Consider the following 22345-nt stretch of genomic DNA (forward strand, 5'->3'; position numbering starts at 1 on the left):
TCAGTGGAGTTTAGCAGCCTGACATGAATGCACCTTAAGGGCCAGAGCCAAAAGCCCTTATTTTTGAAGTGTTTCAAGAGGTGAGGTTTAAGCAGGGGATGTTTTAGCTACCCTGATCGAAATGATCGATGTCGGGATCAATCACGGAAAATTCGGGCAGGGCTGTACTGACCCAAAGGTGCTTTTTCGCCTTAAAAGGGGTCGGGTCATCAAAGCTGCCAAGGCGTAGATCGATGGTGTCAGCACTTTCGCGGCTCCACCATGTCAGGCTGGAGCCGCATTTGGGGCAAAATCCGCGATATTTACCCGGTGTGCTTTCGTAATCGGTCGGTGTGCCATCCCATGTGACGGCATCGGTCCGAAAGCTGACAAAGGTGGAAACACCCGACCCACTATCCTTGCGGCACATGCCACAATGGCAGTGGTTGGCACCAACCGGGTCGCCAGATGCGGAAAAACGCACCGCGCCACAAAGACAGCCACCAACATGGGTCGGGGTACTTGTGGTCATGGTGCGCTTTCCTGAAATGCCTATGGATTATTCGTTCGGAACACCTGTGGTGGTCGAATATTCGAAGTGGAATTCCTTGTCCGGGAACAGGTAGCTGCGCGCGGCATGGATCGCACTTGCCCCTTCGGCAAAGCCAGACAGGATCAGTTTTAATTTATGCTCGTAATGGGCGATATCGCCAATGGCAAAGATGCCCGGAACCGAGGTTTCCATGGTCGCCTGTGTCACACCGATATGGTTTTTATCGACATTCAGGCCCCAGTCGGCAATCGGGCCAAGTTCCATGGCAAGGCCAAAGAACGGCAAAAGGTGATCGGCTTCAAGTTCGCGTTCTTCGCCCTTAAGCGTTGCGACAACCACGTGGGACAGAATGCCGTTTTCACCGCGAAGGCCCTTGAGCTGATAGGGGATGACCATCTCGATCTTCCCGGCTTCGGCCAATGCTTGCAGTTTTGCACTGCTGTCAGGGGCGGCACGGAATTTCGGGCGACGGTGAACCACCATGACCTTTTCGGCAACATCATGCAGTGACAATGCCCAGTCAACGGCGGAATCTCCGCCACCGGCAATCACAACCTTTTTGCCGGCAAAATCAGCGCGGCGTTTGACGTAATATTGAACCCCGCCAGAATCCTCGTAATCGTCAAGACCATCCATCGGCGGCTTGTTTGGGCCAAAGGCACCACAGCCTGCGGCAATGACAACCGCACCAGCGTCAATTACGGTGCCGGTACTGGTGGTCAGCGTAAAGCGGCCATCATCACGTTTTTCAAGTTTGGTGACCTGCTGACCCAAATGGTACGTCGGTTCAAACGGAGCAGCCTGTTTGGCAAGCTGATCAATCAGGTCCTGACCGGCGATCTGTGGGTGGGCCGGAATATCAAAGATCGGTTTTTCCGGATACAGCGCGCTGCACTGGCCGCCGACCATTCCAAGCGCATCAATCACATGGGATTTAAGCCCCAGCATACCGGCTTCGAAAACCGCAAAAAGCCCAACCGGGCCTGCGCCAATAATGGCAATATCTGTGCTGGTTGAGGCGTCTGACATGTTTATTCCATCCAAATAATATCGAATTTGGGGCTCGGTCCAGACCCTGAGCCCGGCGATCAGCGGGAAAACGAATATGGGCGAAATAGCATTTGGGGCAGAATATCGCAATGTAAACCGGCCAAATTTGCCGTCTTTGCCCGGTTTTGATGTGACCTTGATTGCGATCGCGTAAAATCATTGCGAACGGGCGGCTTCACCCCCTACAAAAGGGGGCCATACAACATCCATTTGCCAATCGATAAACGGACATCATGAGCAAGACAGTCGCTGTCAGTGATCAAAACGGGACCGAAGCCCTTGCCGCCAAGCTTGCATCCATCGCCAAGGCGGGGGATGTGATCCTGATGCATGGCACATTGGGCATGGGAAAAAGCGCGTTTTGCCGCGCCTTTGTGCGCGCGGTGGCCAATAACCCGGATGAAGAAGTCCCCAGTCCAACCTTTACGCTGGTGCAGGTTTACGATTTTGATCCCCTGCCGGTCTGGCATTTTGATCTTTATCGTTTGTCTGACGCGGAAGAAGTCCATGAACTTGATATCGAAGATGCCTTTGCCGATGCTGTCAGCCTGATCGAATGGCCTGACCGGTTGGATTATCTGACCCCGCAAAACCGGCTGGACATTCATATCGAACCCGGACCGAATGAGGATGCGCGCGTGTTTGTGCTTGAACCCCATGGCGCAGATTGGGAATCGCGGATTGCCAATATGACGGGGAAAACCCAATGACGGGCACGACAGTCGAACAGGGGCGGCGCAACGCAGATCGTCAGGATTTTCTTGGCGCCTGTGGCTGGCAGACGGCACAGGTCATGCCCTTGGTCGATGACGCGTCAGCGCGGAAATATTTTCGGCTTGAACGCAAACATGACACCGCCCTTTTGATGGATTTTCCGCCCAGTGCGATCCATGTTGACCCACACGGCATTTACGAAAACCCGGAACGTCCGGCATCGGTTGAGCCGGTGTTACAGACGACGGCCTTGTTTGAGCGCGCCGGATGGCGGGTGCCAAAAATCCATGCGTCTGATGTAAAACGCGGACTTGTCCTGATCGAAGATTTTGGTGATGTCACCTTTACCCGTGCGCTTCAGTCGGGCGGGATGATGGATGGGGTTGGGCAGGACGGGCTTTATCTGCGTGCGGTGGATCAGCTGATTGGGCTGCATCGGTTTTGTGATGCTGGCGGAATGACCGATTGCGGATTGGTGACCTATGGGCCCGACAATTTCCGGCGCATGCTGACCAGTTTTAAAACCGATTATCTGCCATTGATCATCCCAGATGCGCAGAAGCGTGATGCTGCGATGGTCGATTTTGATCGGTTGCTTGATGATGTTTTGCCGCTGTGCTGGCGGGTTGGGGATGCGATCATTCACCGCGATTATCATGTCGATAACCTGATGCTGGTGGAAAATGGCGACGGCGGGGATGATTGCGGGATCATTGATTTTCAGGACGCCGCCATTGCCCCACGTCCCTATGATTTGGCGTCGCTGTTGCGCGATGTGCGCCACGACATCAGCCCGGATCTGGAAAGCCGGATGAAGCAGTTCTATCTGGCGGCCTTCCCAAATCTTGATCATTCCGATTTCGAAACGGCTTATATCGCCAATTCGATGGTGCGTAATTTCAGGATATTGGGTCGGTTTGGCTGGCTTGCGATCAAGGCCGGGAAAACGCGCTATTTCGATTTTATCCCGCGCTGCTGGGATCTTATTCTACGCGGGGCGGTCGATGGGTTGCCTGCCTTGCATCACTGGGTGGAAACCCACATTCCTTATGATGCCCGCAAGGCCCCGAACATTAGCCTGAGCCCAACGCATTCAAACAAAAAGGCGCCTCAATGACCGGCAGCACACAGAAAGCACAGGCGATGGTACTGGCGGCCGGTCTTGGCAAACGCATGCGCCCGATCACCGATACGATGCCAAAGCCACTTGTGCCGGTTGCGGGCAAACCGATGCTTGATCATGTGCTCGATAAACTTGCCGCTGCTGGCTTTGATCAGGCCGTGGTCAACAGCCACTATCTGGGACAGATGATTGTTGATCATGTTGGAATGCGCAGCGCGCCCAAGGTTCTGACATCGCCCGAGGAGGACCTTTTGGAAACCGGTGGCGGGGTGAAAAAGGCCCTGCCGATGCTTGATCGTGATGTGGTGCTGGTTGCCAATGCCGATGTGTTCTGGACCGAAGGGGCCGAACCGCTTTTTGATCGGTTGATGGCGGCTTTTGATCCCGAACATATGGATGCGTTGCTGGCGCTTTATCCCGTGTCGGGGGCGTTTGGTTATGACGGGGCGGGTGATTTCTTCTGGCAGGTTGACGGGCGGTTAAAGCGACGTGGCGACGCGCCGTCCGCACCCTATTTCTTTACCGGTGTGCAGGTTTTATCGCCGCGTTTGTTTGAAAATACGCCTGATGGGTCCTTTTCGCTGAATGTGGTTTATGACAAGGCCCTTGCGGCTGGACGATGCTATGGTCTGGTGCATGACGGGCGTCATTTCCATATCGGTACGCCAGACGCACTTGCCGAGGGCGAACCGATCATTGTGGGTGCCTTGGAAGATGAACGCGCCAAACGGGCAGAATCCGGGGGAAAATAATGGCGGACCTGTTTGATTATATGGACGCATCTGATGCCTTCGCTCAGGACATGGCGAACCCCGAAAACCTGTTCTTTATCCCGCCGGGTGAGGCCTTTGCCGATCTGATTGCCAAACAGCTGATGGCTGAAACCGCCGATCAGCCCGATGCACTGCCCGATTACGTTTTGATGGTGCCCAACCGCCGGTCGGCCAAGGTGATGCGCGATGCGTTTTTACGCCAGTCGGGCGGGGCGGTGACGTTATTGCCGACCATTCGCCCACTCGGCGAGGCGGACGAGGATGAACTGGCGGTTTATGGTGCGGGCGGGCAACAGGCTGCCCTTGATCTGCCGCCAGCCATCCCCGATTTGCAGCGCAAATTGCTGCTGACCCGCCTGATCATGAACCGGCCCGATCATCGCGGTGAAAAACCAACCGCCGATCAGGCCGCTCGTCTGGCCGGGGAGCTCGCCCGCTTTCTTGATCAGGTTCAAACGGAAAACTGCCAGTTTGATGATCTTAAGGGATTGGTGCCCGAAGAATTCGCTGAACACTGGCAACTGACGTTAGAATTCCTGCAAATCCTGACCCTGCATTGGCCGGGTATTCTGGCAACTCAGGATGTCAGCGACCGGGCGATGCGGCGTAATGCGCTGATCAAGGCACAGATTGAACTGTGGCAGGCCAATACACCGCAAACACCGGTTCTGATTGTCGGCTCGACCGGGCCGTTCCCGGCCTTGCGCGATTTGATGGCGGCGGTCCTTGCCATGCCCAAGGGACGCGTGGTTTTGCCCGGCCTGATGATGGGGCTTGGCCATGAAGACTGGGCCGCCATTCAGGATGACGCCGCCCATCCCCAGCACCTTTTGGGCAAGACATTGCGTCATATCGGGCGCAGCGCTGATAGCGTTCTGCCATGGCCTGCCCTTGGCATGGAAGACGATGCGACGATTGAGCGCCGCCGTTTGGCGCGCGAGGCCCTGCGCCCGGCCAAAACCACCCATCATTGGCGTCACATTACCGGGTTTTTCCCCGATGTTCTGGACGGGGTATTACGCGTCGATTGTTCGGGGGCGCGCGAAGAAGCCACCACCATTGCAGTGATGATGCGCGACGCCCTTGAAAATCCCGCCATGACCTGTGCGCTGGTGACCCCGGACCGTGGTCTGGCGCGGCGTGTGGCAACTGAACTGCGTCGCTGGGAAGTTGAAATTGATGACTCGGCGGGGATCCCGCTTCATGACACCGCACCGGCGATTTATCTGCGCCTTGTGGTGCGTGCGGTGCAGGAAGAATTCGCCCCCGTGCCGTTACTTGAATTGCTGAAACATCCGTTGTCGGCGGCCGGCCTGCCGCCTGAAACTTTCCGTGTGTTGACCCGTGTTCTGGAACAGCATGTCTTGCGCGGTGCACGACCTGGGCCGGGGCTGGATGGTTTGCAAACGGCCCTTGATGGCTGGCGCGATGAGTTCATTGAACGGATGAAAAACAGTGGTTCGGAACATGCCCATGCCCGCATTGAACGCACCCGCGATGATCATGCGCGGTTGACCGATCTGGTGGCACGGTGTGCTGAATGCCTGACCCCGCTTGCCGATTTGAATGCCGATAAAACACTGTCGCCAGTCGGTGCATTGCGCAGCCACATCATGGCCGCCGAAGCCCTGGCCGCAAGTGATACCCAGCCCGGTGCGGATCGCCTGTGGCGCGGGGAGGCGGGCGAAGCACTGGCGGATTTCGTCCATGAATTGCTCAATGCCCTTGGTGAGTTCGTGGCGATGCCCGGCAATCGCTATGGCGCATTTTTGGATGCGCTGATGGCGGACCGGGCGGTGCGTCCACGCTATGGCAAACATCCACGCCTGTTTATCTGGGGCACGGTCGAAGCCCAGATGCAGCAAGCTGATCTGACAATTTTGGGTGGATTGAACGAAGGCGTCTGGCCACCCGAAGCCGGTGCCGACCCATGGATGAGCCGCCCGATGCGCCAAAAATTCGGCCTGCCTGCCCCCGAACACCGGGTCGGGCAATCGGCCCATGATTTTCAGCAGCTGTTTTGTTCGCCCAATGTCGTGATGACGCGTGCTTTGCGTGTTGAAGGCACACCAACCGTGCCATCGCGGTGGTTGTTACGCATTGAAAACATTCTGCGCAAATCCGGGATTTCGATGGAAACCGCCGATGCCGCCGAATGGCGCGCACTGGCCGAAACGCTTGATGAACCCGCCGACGAGATGCGCCGTAAAATTGGTCGCCCAGCTCCCAAACCGCCGGTGTCGGCCCGCCCGCAACGTTTGTCCGTCACCCAGATCGAAACATGGATGCGTGACCCCTATGCGATCTATGCGCGGCATATTCTGGGGCTACGCAAACTTGACGGGGTGGACGAAGACCCCGGTGCCGCCGATTATGGCAACCTGATCCATGACGCCCTTGATCAATTCATTGCACGCCATCCCGATCATTTACCGCCAGACGGTGAACAGGAACTGCTGATCATTGGTCGTGACGTATTCAAACCCCTGGCCGCCCGACCGGGGCTTTGGGCGTTCTGGTGGCCGCGGTTCGAACGGATTGCCAAATGGTTCATTCAGACCGAAGCCGCGCGGCGTGGCGATGTGCGTAAATCCTATACCGAGCAATCAGGTACCCTTGATACCCCAAGCGGGTTTCAGGTGTATGCCCGTGCCGACCGGATTGATGCGCTTCGCGATGGCGGGATTGCGATCATTGATTATAAAACCGGTGCACCGCCCAGTCAGGGGGATGTGGCAAACGGTTTTGCGCCGCAATTACCGCTTGAAGCCGCGATTGCCGAAAAGGGGGGCTTTGGCGATGTGCCGGCTGGTCCGCCCGCATCGATGGCGTTCTGGAAGCTTTCGGGCGGTGATCCAGCCGGCGAGATTGTCGAGATCAATACCAACCGCATGAAAACCACGCCCGCCGCACTGGCGCATGAGGCGGTTGATGGGGTGAACGATTTGGCCGCGGCCTTTGCCGATCCGGCGACACCGTATCTCAGCGTGCCACATCCGGATCATGCGCCGAAATATTCCGACTATGTTCATCTTTCACGTCGGCGCGAATGGATGGGCAGCGAGGATGTTGAGAATGGCGATGTTAGCGCTAACATCAAGGCTGGGTCAGATGTTGAGGAAGGGGATAAGTCATGACCGAAATGCGTGGAACTGATCCCAATGTCCTGCAACGCAGCGCGTCTGATCCAAGTGCGTCTGTCTGGGTGTCGGCATCTGCCGGGGCGGGCAAGACCAAGGTTCTCTCAGACCGGGTTTTGCGTCAGATGCTCTCTGGCACCGAACCTCATCGGATTTTATGTCTGACCTTTACCAAGGCGTCAGCGGCCGAAATGGCCAACCGGGTTAATGAGCGTTTGGGGCATTGGGCCACGATGGAGGACCGCGCCCTTCATGACGATCTGACCAATCTTTCGGGTGCAGCCCCCAGTTCAGACGAAACCATGCGCGCGCGGCAATTGTTTGCCCGGGTTCTTGATGCGCCGGGTGGCATGAAAATTCAGACCATTCACGCCTTTTGCCAGTCGCTGTTGCGGCGTTTTCCACTTGAAGCTGGTCTGGCACCGCATTTTGAAATCATGGATGACCGAACAGCCGCCGAAACCATGGCCGCCGTGCAGGAAGAAGTCTTGGCCTTTGCCCGCACCGGGCGGGACCAGGATTTGGCAGATGCCCTTTCGGTCGTGACCGGACAGGTTCGCGAAGGTGCCTTTGGCGAGGTGATGAGCGAGCTTGCCCGCGAACGGGGCCGTCTTAAACGCATGTTGACCAATCTTGGCGGGGCGGATCGCATGCGCGATGCGGTCTATGCAGCCCTTGGTGTGCCGGTCGGGGTTAGCGAAGATGCGATTTTGCGAAAGGCCCTGTCAGACGATGCCTTTGACCGCGATGGTTTGATGCGTGGGTTAGCTGCCCTTGAGGCAGGAACCAAGACCGATCAGGCACGTGTGCCAGCCTTGGCGCAGTTTTTGGAAAAAACCAATGTCGAAGACCGGCTTTCGGTATTTGGTGAGTATCGCAGTGTGTTCTTTACCGCGGCGGGGGAACCGCGCGCCAAACTGATCACCAAGGGGGCGGCGGAAAACCACCCGATGGGGGCTGATGCGCTGGAACACGAAGGCGCGCGTCTGATTGAAATTGATCGCCTGCGCAAGGCTGCGGCCATGGCCGGGGCGACGGCGGCCTTGATCACCATTGGCAATGCGATGCTGGATCGCTATGCGACGAAAAAGGCCCTGCATGCCCGCCTTGATTACGATGATCTGATCCTGACCAGCCTGAGTTTGCTGCAACGTCAGGCCGGCATGGCGGGCTGGGTGTTGTTCAAACTCGACGAAGGCCTTGATCACATCCTGATTGACGAAGCGCAGGATACCAACCCCGAACAATGGGAAGTGGTGCGTATTCTGGCCGAAGAATTCTTTATCGATGCCGGACGTCATGCCGATAAGCCCCGCACCATCTTTGCCGTTGGGGATGCGAAACAATCAATTTACAGCTTCCAGCGGGCCGATCCGGAAAAGTTCGCCGAAATGCGCCGTTATTTCCGCGAACGGGCACAGCAAATCGAAGCCGCATGGCGCGAAGTGCCGATGAACATTTCGTTCCGGTCCACCGATGCGGTTTTGGGCACGGTGGATCGTGTCTTTGCAGGCCCCATCGCCAAACAGGGCGTCGGTGATGATGGTGCAGATGTGCTTCATAGCCCGTTTCGCGTCGGGCAGGCGGGCCGGATTGAACTTTGGCCAGCCGTCGAACCCGAAGAACGCACGCCCGAAGACCCATGGACGCCACCCACCCGGATTGTGCGCCTTGAGGATCCGGAAATCAGATTGGCCCGCGTCATTGCCGGGCGCATTCGCCATGCGATTGATGAAGGCGAAATCCTGACGTCACGCGGGCGTCCGGTGCGGGCAGGTGACTTCATGATTTTGGTGCGTCGCCGGACCGCCTTTGTCGATGAAGTGGTCAAGGCGCTTAAGGAACGCAATGTGCCGGTGGCCGGTGTTGACCGGATGCAAATCACCGATCAGTTGGCGGTGATGGACTTGGTGGCGTTTGGTCGGTTCCTTCTTATGCCCGAGGACGATCTGACACTGGCCGAAGTGCTCAAAAGTCCGTTGATCGGGCTTGATGATGATCAGTTGTTTGAGATTGCCCACAACCGGCCCAGAACCCTTTGGCATGCGCTGCGTGAAAAGGCGGCCATTGTTGAGGGCGACTCACCATTTGCACGCGCTTACGGATTTTTGTTCAAATGGCTGGGCCGGGTCGATTACGAACGCCCGTTTGAACTGTTTGCCGAATTGCTGGGTGGGCGGGGCGAAGATGCCCGTGGGGTGCGTGCGCGCTTGGTCGGTCGGCTGGGGATTGAGGCCAACGACCCGATTGATGAGTTCCTCAACCTTGCCATGGGCTATGAGGCCGATCATGCCCCGACCTTGCAGGGGTTCTTGCATTGGTTGATGGCCGGTGATGCCGAGATTAAGCGTGACCTTGAACAAAGCGGGCGCGATGAAGTCCGCATCATGACCGTGCATGGGGCCAAGGGGTTGCAGGCCCCCATCGTCTTTTTGCCCGATACCATGCAGGTGCCAACACAGGCGCCGAACCTGTTTTGGCAGGAAGACCGCAATTTGATGTTCTGGTTGCCGCGCGTCGCACTTGAAACCGATGTTGTGTCGCGCTTGCGCGATGCCATCGCGGTGAAGCGCGATCAGGAATATAACCGGTTGCTCTATGTCGCCCTGACACGCGCCGAAGACCGGCTTTATATCTGTGGCTGGCAGGGCCGCCGCAAGGCGCCGGACCATTGCTGGTACAATCTGTGTGAACAGGCGATGGAAGGCTATGCCAAGTCCGAACAGATTGATCTTGGCACCTATTCCGGGTCCGGTTGGTCTGGCGAAGGCTGGATATGGCAAACCGATCAAAGTCAGGCGCCCAAACCCGACCGTGTGGCGGCAAATGATGCGCAGGAACAGCCCAGTGCACGCACGTTGATCCGTGCGACGGCACCGGTTGAAACCTTCCCGCCCAGGCCGCTGGCACCCAGCAAAATGATCGAAGACGACGAAGTTTTCCAATCGCCCTTGGGCGGAGATCAGGGCCAAAGCTTTAAACGCGGTCTTTTGATCCATAAGCTTCTGGAATTGTTGCCAGACCTTCCGGTGGACGCCCGCCGTGCAGCCGCCGCACGGTTCCTTGCGCAATCGGTCCATGGTCTTGAGCCCGATCAGCAGGGCGAAATTGCCGATGAGACCCTCCGCATTTTTGAAAACCCCGACTTTGCCCCGATCTTTGCCATAGGCTCACGCGCCGAGGTGCCGTTGGTCGGTATTGTGGGTGGGGATGTTGTTTCCGCCCAGATTGACCGCCTTGTGGTGCGTGACGATGAGGTCATGATTGTCGATTACAAAACCAACCGCCCGCCGCCGCGCGATGTGGAGGGCACGCCCAAGGCATACCGCCGTCAAATGTCGATCTATCGTGCGGCTTTGCGGCAGATGTATCCGGGCAAGAATGTCAGGTGTTTTATCCTCTGGACCAATGGGCCGTGGATGGTTGAGCTTCCCGATCATGTTCTGAATTTTGGCTAAAGGCTGCGACTCTGCAGAAGTCTTGGCTTTGCGCTGGCGACATTGCAGCAGATCGCCCAATGCGCTTGACGTTTGCGTCAGTGCTGCCTACCTTGGCCTCATACAGCGGATCGAGGTGTGGGGGACGACCCCAAGCCTCGTAACAACTAGGATACTGAAAGTATGACCACGATTAAAGTTTCCGACGGTTCGTTCGATAGCGACGTTCTGGGTTCCAACGACCCGGTTCTGGTCGATTTCTGGGCAGAATGGTGCGGTCCGTGTAAGCAGATTGCGCCATATCTCGATGAAATCGCCGGTGAACTGGGCGGCAAGCTCACGATCGCCAAGGTGAATATCGACGAAAACCCGAACACCCCGGCAAAATACGGTGTGCGCGGCATCCCGACCCTGATGATTTTCAAGGGCGGCGAAGTTGCAGCGATGAAAGTCGGCGCACTTCCGAAAAGCGCACTTGTTGACTGGATCAACCAGTCGATCTGATCGCTTGATCGGAACAGAACTTAAAAAGGCGGGCTGAATTTCAGCCCGCCTTTTTTCATGTGTACGGGTCTATATCGTAAATGCTTCGCCTGCCGGAATATGGCGTTCCCAGATCATGAGTTCTTCAATCCGTGTTAGCCCAAACCGTTCAAGCGCCTTCCACGACGCGGCATTTCTTGCTTCGGCATAGCCAATAATTGGAACGTTCCACCGGTCTGCGACCAGCTGGGCCAGATGGCGACACATCAGGTCAACCGACCCGGTTCCCCAATGGCGCCGCATGCAGGTATATTGCGGTGAAAGAACGGAATCTCCCAGGTAGCTTAGCGTAATGCTGCTTGTAACTTCATCACCGAGTTTGGCGATGATGATATCATTGGCGTCAGCTTCATAATTCTTGCGCATGCGCTCAGGTGTGGAAGGGGTAACGCTGTCGCGATTTGAAAAGGCGCGGTTATAGATGTCCGCCAACTTTTCAAAGATTTCCGGATCAGAAGCGACATAAGCATCGTCAATAACAAGCGTTTTATATCCGCGTTCAACCGCCCGGTCCGCATGTGGGAATTCACCGGGCCGCGGTGGCCCGGGTTCACGCTTATAGCGATAGGTTCCGGGTATCTCGGCAAACCCCATCTCTGTCATTTTTGTGCGCGGTAAAGTCATCTCAGGCGGGTTACAAACGTGGTAACGGGTGTCGAGTGTTGCGACCCCGTTTTCCATCGCAAGAACGATGCGCAGCAAGCTTGCATTTGTTTCGGGTTTTTTGTCTTTGCCTTCGACCGACATAATGATCAGAAGACTACCGTCCCGGATTTCTGTGCGCTGGATTGTGACAGCCGCCTGCATCTTACCGTCTTCGTCCTGAAGCACATAGTCGCTGCCTTGCGTCAGAATAGCGGTCGCCAGATCAATGGTTTGGTAGTACCGCCGTCCTTCTTCGTCGGCGATTTCCATGCGCAACGCGACATAGGGCGCGATGTTTTCCTGCGTGACGGCGACAAGTTGCATGTTGCTCAAAACTTCTCTTGGCTTAAGGTCACAATTAGGGTCCTAGGTTTAACTATCAGTGCTTTAATACGCCAAAAGGTCAAGGGGAACAGATGGATATCGAGCCGTTTTGGGCATCAATTGCGGCAAAGGCGGCCACCATTGATGAACGGCTGTCGGGAAAATACGTCCCTGCTCCCGGCAAGGATGAGGCATGCTCTGCATCTCAGTCCGAAACTGACGATGCTCATCAGCGATTGCTGCAGCAATGGTGTGAATTTGCTTCTAACGGGGATGCTGACCTGTTTACCCGCCGTCTTACCAGAGACGGTCTGAAGGCAAATGACGTTGCCCCGTATCTTGGCGATGTTGTGCTCCGTGCCGGAGAAGAACCCCCGGAATGGCTTGCGACCGCACATTGGGTATTTGACGCGATTGTATCGGGTGGCGGTGAGGCTGCTGGGGACTGTCCCCCCGATATTCGCAATAACGTGCCGTTTGCAGATTTGATTTGGCCGGTTGTCGTTGCTGCACAGGCAAGGGTTCAGGGTTTTGATACCGCCCTACTGAGTGCGGATGCAAGACACGACCTTGACCGTATTTTGGTCCGGCGCTTGGCCAAGGTTTACGCGCACACACTTTATGAAAGCTTTGATTCGTTTCGCGAGGCCGTTGGTATCAAGCCTGAAGACACATCCGGGCCAGAAGTCTATGACGCCTTCACATCTGCACTGCGCAGCGGACCCTTTGCCAATCTGGTTTCAAACCGACCCGTCATGATCCGGCTGCTGGCAACCATTGTCGATCAGTGGATTGCTACCACAGGCGAGTTTATTGACTGTTTGCGGCGTGATATGGCCGCCTTGCATGATCATTTTCCGGAGCTTCAGGATATATCTGTTGTTCGCAAAATAACGGGTGGGATTTCAGATTCCCATGATCACGGGCGGTCGGTTCTGATCCTTGAATTCGATACGGCTGCCAAGATTGTGTATAAGCCGCGTCCGATTGGTGCAGAGCAGGCCTGGAAGGGGGTGTCGGACTGGTTGGTCAATAACGGCTCGGACATCTGGCTTGGTGCTGCGCAAACTTGGTGCCATCCAGATTATGGCTGGATGGCATATGTCGACCATGACGCAGCCCTGTCATCGGACCGGGCGCCTGTTTTCTATCGCGCATCTGGTCAGTTGCTTGCGCTGCTTTACTGTTTGAAGGGCAGTGACATGCATCATGAAAACGTCCTGATTGCAGATGGACGGCCTGTGGTCATCGATCTGGAAACACTGTTTCAGCCGGAATTGCGTCATCTGCCGGGCGGCACAAAGGCGCTGCATGCAAAGGAACTTGCGACCCATAGCTTTGGCAAAGGCGTGATTGCTGTGGGGCTGCTGGCGCAACGTAAAAACATTGCCGGGCATTGGGTTGATGACGGTGGTCTGGCCACATCGATGCCAAAGCCGGTTCGCGATGTCCGGTTAACGAACATTAATCAGGGCAATATGGTCTTTGAAACCGTCACAGTGGAAAAGTCGCTTTCCGGCTTGGGCATTACCATTGATGGCAAACCAGCCGATGCGGCGGATTACGTTACAGACCTTATCGACGGGTTTTGCGACACCATTAATTTCCTGTCTGATAACAGCGCTGCGTTCCTTGGCAAAGACGGGCCGCTTGGCGGATTTAAGGATGTGCGCATTCGCCATGTGTTGCGCCCAACCGCCTATTATCAGGAACTCGAATACGCCATACGCACGCCGCAAAATCAGCAGAATGGTTTTGTCTGGAGCCTGCATTTCGAAAGACTCGCACGTCGTGCGCGTTGGGATATTGATGACTATCCGGGGTGGGGTATTCTTGCCCAAGAACGCACAGCATTGAGCCGAATGGACGTGCCGCTTTTCACCGGCAAGACAGACCAGGAAGGCGTGTGGGCCGATGGCATGCTTGTTTCCACCGATTTTACCGCGCCGGCCGTGTTACCCAACCTCCGTGATCGTCTCGCTGACCTAAAAGCCAATCTGGAATATGATTGTGCAATTATCCGCCAGCTTATTCTTTCAACACGGATTGCCGACTTGCCGCCGCGCAAGCCATGGACGGATACGCCTGTTTGCAGCGATGTCGCTGTCGCCGCCCGCCAATCGGCATTGTCCATCGCACGATATCTTGCCGATCAGGCGATCCTGTGTGATGGCGCTGCGTGCTGGATGATCGCAGATGCCACAGCGGATGGCGAAGCCCTTCAGATCAGCGCGATGGGCGAGCAGTTTTATGAAGGCACGGCGGGAGTGGCCCTTTTCTTTGCCGGATGCCATGCGATTGATCCGGGTGGGGCGTGGCGAGAGATGGCTTTGTCCGCACTTGAAGCCCCGCGCGCGACCACAGCTCAGCTGGGGTCAGTCGGTGGGTTTGAGGGATTTGGCGGCCTTGTTTATGTGCTGGTACGCTGTGCCGATCTGCTTGATGCACCTGAATTGCTTGAAGAAGCCGTTTGCATGTCCGAACGTATTGATGATGTCGCTGTCCATGCGGACAAGGCACTTGATGTCATAAGCGGTGTTTCTGGGGCTATACTGGGGTTGCTGGCGCTTTACCGTGACACCGGCGATAAGGCCGTGCTGGATCGGGCAATAATGTGCGGAAAACATCTTCCCAAAGATCCGGCAGCATGGATTGGCGTTGGGGGTCGCGCATTGGCAGGCATGTCCCATGGCGCAGCCGGGTCGGTTTTGGCCCTTTTGAAGCTGTATCAGGCCTGCGGTGATGAAGCATTTTTGGCGCTGGCCCAACGGGGTCTTGAGTTTGAACGCAGCCTGTTTGACCCGGTCGAAAAGGGATGGCCCGATTTGCGTGGTGAAAAACCCGTCCGTGATCCGGTCCAATGGTGCCATGGGGCAGCGGGGATCGGTTTTGCCCGGATGGCCGCCTTTGATGTGCTGGATGACCCGGCCATTCGCGATGAAATTGAAACGGCAATCGCGGCGGTTCTGGCAACCCAGGACGGGGGGCGTGATAATCTATGCTGTGGCCATGCCGGGCGGTTTTCAATGTTGCGATATGCTTTGGAACTTGGGTGTGGCCCGGATGATCTGGAACATCGCTTTAATCATCGTTTGTCTGCGTGGATCAATCGGCTTGATAACCCGAATACTATCGGCCTGATGGCGCGTGACAAGGTGTTCCAGACCGGCCTGATGCAAGGATTGCCCGGCATTGGACAGGCACTTCTTGAAATCGCAGCCCCCGAAAAAATCAGACCGGTGCTAACACTGGAATAACTTTTCTGATTTTTCGGTGCTCCTTTTGGGCAAAGGCAGACAAGAAAAGCATACTAACATCCAGTTGATGATCGCGGTCTTGATCGCCTGTGTTTGTCTTTTGGCAGGGCATGATACGATCAGAAATCTACCCGCGAACCTGCCGTGAACGTGCGTTGCCAGCTGAAATGCTCCTGAACCGGATAGAGGCCAAAGCGTTCCAGCGCGCGACGCGATGCTGCGTTGGTTTTGTCGGCATAGGCAATGATGGGGAGGTTCCAGCGTCGGGTAACTTCCTTGACCTGATGTTTGCAAACCAGATCAGCCGCCCCGGTTCCCCAGTGTTTTCGCAGGCATTCCAATTCGGTCGCAAGAACTTCTTGGTCAAGTTTTAGAAAATGTGTGCTGGCGACAAGATCGTCACCCAGCATGCAGATAACATAACCACTATCGAGTTGATGGTAGTTTTTTTCCCGTTCCTCCACCGTTATTTTTTGTGCATTGGGGCGCCTTGCAAAGGCCCGGTCATAGACGTTGCTTATGCGCGAAAAAATATCGGGATATTCCGCAATCAGATCATCATCAAGCACCATCGGGCGATAGCCAAGCTGTTCACCCTTGGCGGCATGAGGGAATTCACCCGCGCGTGGTGGACCCGGATCGCGGACATATTTGATGTTTTCTAAGTTCTTTGAAAACCCCATCGCGTGCATGTCTGTCTCGATAAAGGAAAGCCCGCTGGATGGATAAAGGTGGTAGCGGGTGTCGCGATCAACGGATGGCTGGTTTTCAGTTTTAAGCAATCGCGCGATCAGGTCGGTCAGATGCTTTTCGTCGCGCTTTTTCGGGTCAATCAACACGTAAACCGACATGCCATCATCATCAGTTTTACGTTTGATTGCAGCTGTTGCGACCACGACATCGTCTTCCAGCAAGAAGTGATGAGACGTACTGGCAAGGATCATAGAAACCTGATCGGTTCCAGAAAGGTAGCTGGCGGTACTGGCGTCGACGACAGAAAGCCGGAAATCCAGATACGCCGCGACAGTGTCTTTTGTCACCGCAATGAGGGTTAAGGTCACACATCTTTCCTTTGGGCCTGTCGGCAAAATGGTGTTTCATCAAATGGCATTTTGGCAACAAGATCAATTTCTAAACAATTGTTTAGAAACGATTTGACGCAGTTGGCCGACCATCAGGATATATTGACATCGGATTGCAGGTGTCGTTCAATCATAGCGTGAATATCTTTAATGGTAATTTGGGGTAAAGAGCATGGTGCGAATGGAATGCACAACGAATGACCAGATGGCAGCCTGGTTTGCTTCTGGTGGTGCCGGTTTGGCAAAAACGATCATTGCAATGGATGATCAGGGTTTGGAATTGCAGGCGGCGATGCTGACGCGCTCACCACAGACCTGCTACAGCATTGGTCGTGATGACAACGGCCTTTCGGCTGCTGCTTATACCCATAGCATCGAATGCCGTACGCATCGGTAAGATACGGACATGACGGCGTTGCCACCTTAGTTTCTGCTTCTGGTCTCAGGTTTCGGCCTGTTGGAAACATGTAGGATTAGGGGATAACTTTGGCGTGTTCTCGAAGAAAGAGGGGCTGAGCCCGCCTCTTTCTTGTGAGAAAACGCTCTGAGGCAATCCAGGGAGACGGGTCCATTTAGGCACGCCGCGTTGAATTTGACGTTTACTTCGTCACGCATTCCCGAATTGACTTGTCCTCCCGATTGTACTTCTATTGGATAGTAAGTCTTTTCTTATGCAATTCAGGGGTGACAATCATGAACACGATGGGAAATGCCACCGGCGATTTGATGGCCTATTGGATGACCAGTGGCGGGGTGTTGTTGGCGCAGGATGCAAACGAGGCCGCCGATAACATTGACCAAGGGCTGAGCGCTGCTGCCAGCACTCAAGGTGCTTCTTGTGGATGGATTGATCCGGAAATCAGTGCTGCGCAAGGATCGCATCAGTTCAGGTGTGCAGTTTCGTAATCGGGTCGACTGACAGCGGCCTTGCGCTCCGGTCTTGCCGACTTGCCATGTGCGGACATCGACGTCGCCAGTTGACGTTTTGAAAAGGGGTGGGCCGTGACAATGGCCCACCCCTTTCAAATGCAACGGCCTTTAATACTCGTAAGGCGAACCATCCATATTTTCCATCAGCACTTCGCGTTTGCCAACATGGTTGGCACCTGACGCGACGCCGTTTTCTTTCATTTCGGGCACGGCCCATTTAAAGGCGACAACCGCTTGTGTTGGCTGGAGCAACCCGTCGATCTGATTATTTGACCAAACTAGAATTTAAAAAAGCGGGCTGATTTTCAGCCCGCTTTTTTGGTGTGATGTTTTCAAGCGCGATTTACTTACGCGGCCCGAATGTCGGTCAGGAACTGTTTGATCTGAACCATCAGGACCTGGGATTTATCGCTTAGGCTGTTTGACGCGGTCAGGACCTGTCCGGATGCCTCGCGCTCTTGCTCGGCAGACTGGCGCAGTCCCACAACATTTTGGGCAACTTCCTTGGTGCCAGTTGCAGCTTCGGAGACATTACGGGCGATTTCGCCGGTTGCGGCGTCCTGTTCGCTGACGGCTGCTGCGATACCGCCAGCAACTTCATTGAGCTCCTTCATGCGACCGGAAATGTGTTCGATCGCACCAAGAGCATTTTGAGTTGAGTCCTGAATGCCGCTGATCTGGCCTGCAATTTCTTCGGTCGCGCGGGTGGTCTGATTGGCCAGGTTTTTAACCTCGGCCGCAACCACCGCAAAACCTTTACCCGCATCGCCTGCGCGTGCAGCTTCAATCGTTGCGTTCAGGGCCAGAAGGTTGGTTTGTTCGGCAATTGATTGGATCAGTTGGACAACCTCGCCAATTTTTTCCGATGCGGTGCCAAGCTCTCTGAAGATGGTGGTTGCGTCATCGGCCTCGTTCGATCCCGATTGTGCAATATCCGAACTTCTTGTGACCTGGGCGGTAATTTCGTCAATCGCGGCAGCAAGTTGTTCTGCAGCAGCAGCGACAGTATCAACATTGGTGGCGGCCTGTTCGGTGGCGGCGGCAACATTTGTCGCCTGTGCCGTTGTATGATCGGACTGCTGCGCCATGCTGCTTGCCGTGCTGCGCAATTGATCGAGGGCAGCATTGACGAAAGTCAGGTTACCTTCAACGTCCTGTTCAAACTGTTTTATCCGCAGATCAATCGTGTCTGCGCGTTCAAGCTGGGCTTGGTTGGCAGCTTCCTGTTCGTTTCGTAGAGCTTCCGATTTCTCAAGATTGGCACGGAAAACTTCAAATGCGCGTGCAAGGTCCCCGATTTCGTCTTTACGATCAGCCCCTTGAGCCTGTGCGGACAAGTCACCACCGGCAAGGTGGTTCAGCGCCCCGGTAATGGATCGCATCGGGGCTGTTGTGGATCGTTCAATCGCAATTGCAAGTGCCATGATCAGCAAAAACAGGACAGCCGTGCTGAGGATATCTATGCGTGCAACTGCCCAAAAAGCATCTTCGATATCATCAACATAGGCACCGGTGGCAACAACCCACCCCCAATCATTGGTCTCCCGTGCATAGGAAATTTTAGGTGCGACCTGTTTGGTGCTGGGTTTTTCCCAGACATAATTAACAAAGCCGCCTGCCGGGCGTTTGGATGCCGCTTGGACAAGATACCGCAAGATGGGATCGCCATTCGGATCCTTGACGGTATCAAGTCTCTTTCCATTAAGCTGTGGTGCTGTCGGATGCATGATTGTCTGGTCGTTGGTTTGGCCAAGGACAAAGACATAGTTTCCATTGTCATATCGCTGACTGGCAAGAACGGAAAGCGCTTGTTTTTGCGCTTCTTCTTGGGACAGTTCGCCTGATTTTGCCTTTTGTGCAAACTGGTCAATAACAGACACCGACTGATCAACCACGTATTGCAGACTGACCTTGCGGTCATTCGTCATGGTTTCGCGAAGCGACACCAGATTGGTAACCGCAAGAGACACAAGCGCCAACGCTGTGAGAATCATGACGCCGCGCAACTTCCACGCGAGCGAATAGTTTGAAAGTTTCATAGCACACACCAACTTGAATATACCCGGCAAGGCGTTCCTTACCATTTCCGCATATTAGGACCGGCCGCAGGCATACTTCTCCTAGGCATACGGATGCGTTGATCTATGCCAAATGGTGGACAAGCTATGGGTTTGTATAGATAACAGGTTGATTTATAATAATTTAAAATGGATAAAAGTTTGAATTTCAATCTAGGGGTGCTGTTGGGCGCATATTATTATTGGTGATAATGAAGGATTTAAGCGTCGTGACCGGGCGAATCGCACCATCACGACGCGTTGGATTTAATACTCGTACGGCGAGCCATCCATATTTTCCATCAGCACTTCGCGTTTGCCAACATGGTTGGCACCGGACACAACGCCGTTTTCTTCCATCTGTTCGATGATGCGTGCGGCCCGGTTATAGCCAATCGACAGTTTGCGCTGGATAAAGCTGGTGGATGCCTTTTTCTCGCGAAGCACAATCCCAACCGCCTGATTATACAGATCATCGTCTGATCCATTGCCGCCGCCTGAACCAGCATTGCCACCGGCCATATAGGCGGCAACCGGGTCTTCTTCGGGTTCTTCGGTGACGGTTTCAAGGTATGATGGGTCGCCCTGATCGCGCAGGTGCTTGACGATGCTTTCGACTTCCTCGTCCGACACGAACGGGCCGTGGACACGCTGCAATCGGCCCCCTTGGCCCATATAGAGCATATCGCCCTGACCCAGAAGCTGCTCGGCGCCCATTTCACCAAGAATGGTACGGGAATCGATCTTGGACGTCACGGAATATGAAATTCGGGTCGGGAAGTTGGCCTTGATCGTGCCGGTGATCACGTCAACCGATGGGCGTTGGGTCGCCATGATCAAATGCAGGCCTGCTGCACGGGCCATCTGGGCCAGTCGCTGGATCGATGCTTCAACGTCTTTGCCCGCCACCAGCATAAGATCAGCCATTTCATCAACAATCACGACGATAAACGGCAATGGCTCCATCGGCAGTTCCTGATCTTCAAAGATCGGCTTGCCGGTTTCCGGATCAAAGCCGGTCTGAACCCGTCTTGTAAGCTGTTCGCCCTTGGCGGCAGCTTCCTTGATGCGTTTGTTGTACCCGGCAATGTTACGCACTCCGACCTGGCTCATGGCGCGGTAGCGGTCTTCCATTTCGCGCACCGCCCATTTAAGGGCGACAACTGCCTTGTGTGGGTCGGTGACAACCGGGGTCAGAAGATGCGGAATGCCGTCATAAATCGACAGCTCCAACATTTTCGGATCGATCATGATAAAGCGGCATTCTTCGGGTTTTAAGCGATACAGCAAGGACAGGATCATTGCGTTCACACCAACCGATTTACCCGAGCCGGTGGTCCCGGCAATCAGCAAGTGCGGCATTTTCGAAAGATCGGCAATCACCGGGGTTCCGCCAATATCCTTGCCTAAGCTCATATTAAGCTTGCCGGTATTTTTTTCAAAATCACTCGATGCCAGAATTTCGTGCAGATGCACGGTTTCGCGGCGTGAATTTGGCAATTCAATACCAATCACATTGCGGCCCGGAACCACAGCAACACGGGCGGCAATCGCACTCATGGAGCGCGCAATATCATCGGCCAAGCCAATCACGCGCGATGATTTTACCCCGGCAGCCGGTTCAAGTTCATAGAGGGTCACAACGGGGCCCGGGCGGACCTGAACGATTTCGCCCTTTACGCCAAAGTCCTGCAACACGGTTTCCAGAAGACGGGCGTTTTGCGCCAGTGCTTCCTGATCAATCTGGTTGGCGTCGGCCGGGTCGGGTTCACTCAAAAGATCAAGCGGCGGGAACCGGTATTCTTCTGATCCAAGGTCAAAGGATGCCTGACGCTGGGCGGAAGCCTTGTCACTGGGTTGCAGTTTTGCCGCCGGGGCGGCAACGATATGAACCGGCGGTTCGTGATCTACGTCGTCGTCAAGCTCGTCATATCCGTCGTCATCGGCGGTGTGACCGGCGGGCGGTTCGGACCGGCGGGTGGAAATGGAGGTTCCCATTTTGCCTTTGCCGGTATCCATCGATGGTTCCTGACGTGATCGTGCCGTGCGTTTGGTCCCCGGTTCATCGTTGGTTGATCCCGGAATGGCCGCCCGGATGCCTGATACGACCTTACCGGCGGCATAGGCAAGAACACCCCCAAGGCGCGCCCAGTCAGACAGCGAATAGGCCATGCAAAAGATGGTCAAAACCATGCCCAGCACCATGGAGGCCAAGGCAATCAGCGCACGCGCCCCGGGAATGCCGATCATGGCAAAGCCGGTTTGCAATTTCGAAAGCAGCAAATCACCGGCAAACCCGCCAAGGCCAACTGTTAACGGCCAATGCATGCCCGGCTCAATGGCAGCAGCGGAGGTCGCCACCAGCAACAGTGCCAGCGGCAAGACAAGGAAGCGTAACCACATCCAGTTAAAAGGCTTAACCGCAATCAGCCGCATGCCCCAACCCAGCAACAGCACCGTGAGCAATGCGGACGCCAGACCAAGGGTGCGCAACATCAAATCTGCGCCATACGCCCCAGCAATGCCCAGCGGATTAAACAGCGTTGCCCGGTCACTGGCATGGTTAAACGACGGATCACCGGGATGGAACCCGATCAGCATGATGAACAGGGTAATGGCCAAAAGGACCAGCCCAAGTCCGCAAATTCGCAAACCGCTTCGTTTCAGCAGCATCACAAGACTGCCGGGCATGAAGGCGGTTCCAAGAATGTTTGACTGACTGCTCATCTGGGTGTCCG

At 55.2% G+C, this 22345-nt stretch carries 16 protein-coding genes; 9 read left to right on the forward strand and 7 right to left on the reverse strand.

The window, feature by feature from the left end; genetic code table 11:
* Nucleotides 1–103: 103 nt before the first annotated feature.
* Together AMM48_RS09045 and AMM48_RS09050 are read right to left on the reverse strand one after the other, a co-directional pair.
* On the reverse strand, nt 104–511 hold the full coding sequence (locus AMM48_RS09045; RefSeq protein ID WP_102783747.1) for a GFA family protein: 408 nt from the start codon (nt 509–511) through the stop codon (nt 104–106).
* Nucleotides 512–538: 27 nt separating this feature from the next.
* Nucleotides 539–1561: an NAD(P)/FAD-dependent oxidoreductase gene (locus AMM48_RS09050; protein WP_102783748.1), complete on the reverse strand. Its 1023-nt coding sequence runs from the start codon at nt 1559–1561 to the stop codon at nt 539–541.
* Between the two features lie 254 nt (nt 1562–1815).
* Between AMM48_RS09050 and tsaE the strand changes: the two genes are divergently transcribed.
* From tsaE to trxA, 6 genes are all read left to right on the forward strand, one after another.
* Nucleotides 1816–2292 carry a tRNA (adenosine(37)-N6)-threonylcarbamoyltransferase complex ATPase subunit type 1 TsaE gene (gene tsaE / locus AMM48_RS09055; protein WP_102783749.1) on the forward strand — a complete coding sequence of 159 codons (477 nt, stop codon included), beginning with the start codon at nt 1816–1818 and terminating at the stop codon, nt 2290–2292.
* Nucleotides 2289–3413, forward strand: a complete 1125-nt coding sequence (locus AMM48_RS09060; protein WP_102783750.1) for a phosphotransferase — start codon at nt 2289–2291, stop codon at nt 3411–3413. The genes tsaE and AMM48_RS09060 overlap by 4 nt, the downstream gene beginning before the upstream one ends.
* The gene (locus tag AMM48_RS09065; protein WP_102783751.1) at nt 3410–4171 is read left to right on the forward strand and encodes a nucleotidyltransferase family protein; all 762 of its coding nucleotides are present in this window, start codon (nt 3410–3412) and stop codon (nt 4169–4171) included. The genes AMM48_RS09060 and AMM48_RS09065 overlap by 4 nt, the downstream gene beginning before the upstream one ends.
* Nucleotides 4171–7329 carry a double-strand break repair protein AddB gene (addB, locus tag AMM48_RS09070; RefSeq protein WP_102783752.1) on the forward strand — a complete coding sequence of 1053 codons (3159 nt, stop codon included), beginning with the start codon at nt 4171–4173 and terminating at the stop codon, nt 7327–7329. The genes AMM48_RS09065 and addB overlap by 1 nt, the downstream gene beginning before the upstream one ends.
* Entirely contained in the window at nt 7326–10790 is a 3465-nt protein-coding gene (addA, locus tag AMM48_RS09075) for a double-strand break repair helicase AddA (protein ID WP_102783753.1), read from the forward strand. Before addB ends, addA begins: the two co-directional genes overlap by 4 nt.
* Before the next feature lie 162 nt (nt 10791–10952).
* On the forward strand, nt 10953–11273 hold the full coding sequence (trxA, locus tag AMM48_RS09080; RefSeq protein WP_022732720.1) for a thioredoxin TrxA: 321 nt from the start codon (nt 10953–10955) through the stop codon (nt 11271–11273).
* 69 nt (nt 11274–11342) lie between these two features.
* On the opposite strand, the gene AMM48_RS09085 is transcribed toward trxA, so the two are convergent.
* Entirely contained in the window at nt 11343–12290 is a 948-nt protein-coding gene (locus AMM48_RS09085; protein ID WP_146030394.1) for a hypothetical protein, read from the reverse strand.
* Between the two features lie 83 nt (nt 12291–12373).
* Here AMM48_RS09085 and lanM point away from each other — a divergent pair, with 83 nt between their 5' ends.
* The gene (gene lanM / locus AMM48_RS09090) at nt 12374–15538 is read left to right on the forward strand and encodes a type 2 lanthipeptide synthetase LanM (protein WP_102783755.1); all 3165 of its coding nucleotides are present in this window, start codon (nt 12374–12376) and stop codon (nt 15536–15538) included.
* Between the two features lie 119 nt (nt 15539–15657).
* On the opposite strand, the gene AMM48_RS09095 is transcribed toward lanM, so the two are convergent.
* A complete protein-coding gene (locus AMM48_RS09095) occupies nt 15658–16599 on the reverse strand; it encodes a GNAT family N-acetyltransferase (RefSeq protein ID WP_102783756.1) in 942 nt (313 codons plus the stop codon).
* Nucleotides 16600–16825: 226 nt separating this feature from the next.
* On the opposite strand from AMM48_RS09095, the gene AMM48_RS09100 reads away from it, so the two are divergent.
* Nucleotides 16826–17017, forward strand: a complete 192-nt coding sequence (locus AMM48_RS09100; RefSeq protein WP_146030395.1) for a hypothetical protein — start codon at nt 16826–16828, stop codon at nt 17015–17017.
* Between the two features lie 296 nt (nt 17018–17313).
* Nucleotides 17314–17526: a hypothetical protein gene (locus AMM48_RS09105; RefSeq protein WP_102783758.1), complete on the forward strand. Its 213-nt coding sequence runs from the start codon at nt 17314–17316 to the stop codon at nt 17524–17526.
* Between the two features lie 132 nt (nt 17527–17658).
* Here AMM48_RS09105 and AMM48_RS22175 read toward each other — a convergent pair whose 3' ends face one another.
* The 3 genes from AMM48_RS22175 to AMM48_RS09115 all read right to left on the reverse strand — a co-directional run bounded on the left by AMM48_RS22175 (nt 17659) and on the right by AMM48_RS09115 (nt 22334).
* Nucleotides 17659–17802, reverse strand: a complete 144-nt coding sequence (locus AMM48_RS22175) for a hypothetical protein (RefSeq protein WP_158246447.1) — start codon at nt 17800–17802, stop codon at nt 17659–17661.
* 95 nt (nt 17803–17897) lie between these two features.
* The gene (locus AMM48_RS09110) at nt 17898–19589 is read right to left on the reverse strand and encodes a cache domain-containing protein (protein WP_102783759.1); all 1692 of its coding nucleotides are present in this window, start codon (nt 19587–19589) and stop codon (nt 17898–17900) included.
* A gap of 285 nt (nt 19590–19874) precedes the next feature.
* Nucleotides 19875–22334 (reverse strand): DNA translocase FtsK, encoded by a 2460-nt coding sequence (locus AMM48_RS09115; RefSeq protein ID WP_102783760.1) that lies wholly within the window; start codon nt 22332–22334, stop codon nt 19875–19877.
* Nucleotides 22335–22345 lie beyond the last annotated feature (11 nt).

The organism is Thalassospira sp. GB04J01 (assembly GCF_000751115.1).
Taxonomy (GTDB): Bacteria; Pseudomonadota; Alphaproteobacteria; order Rhodospirillales; family Thalassospiraceae; genus Thalassospira; species Thalassospira lucentensis.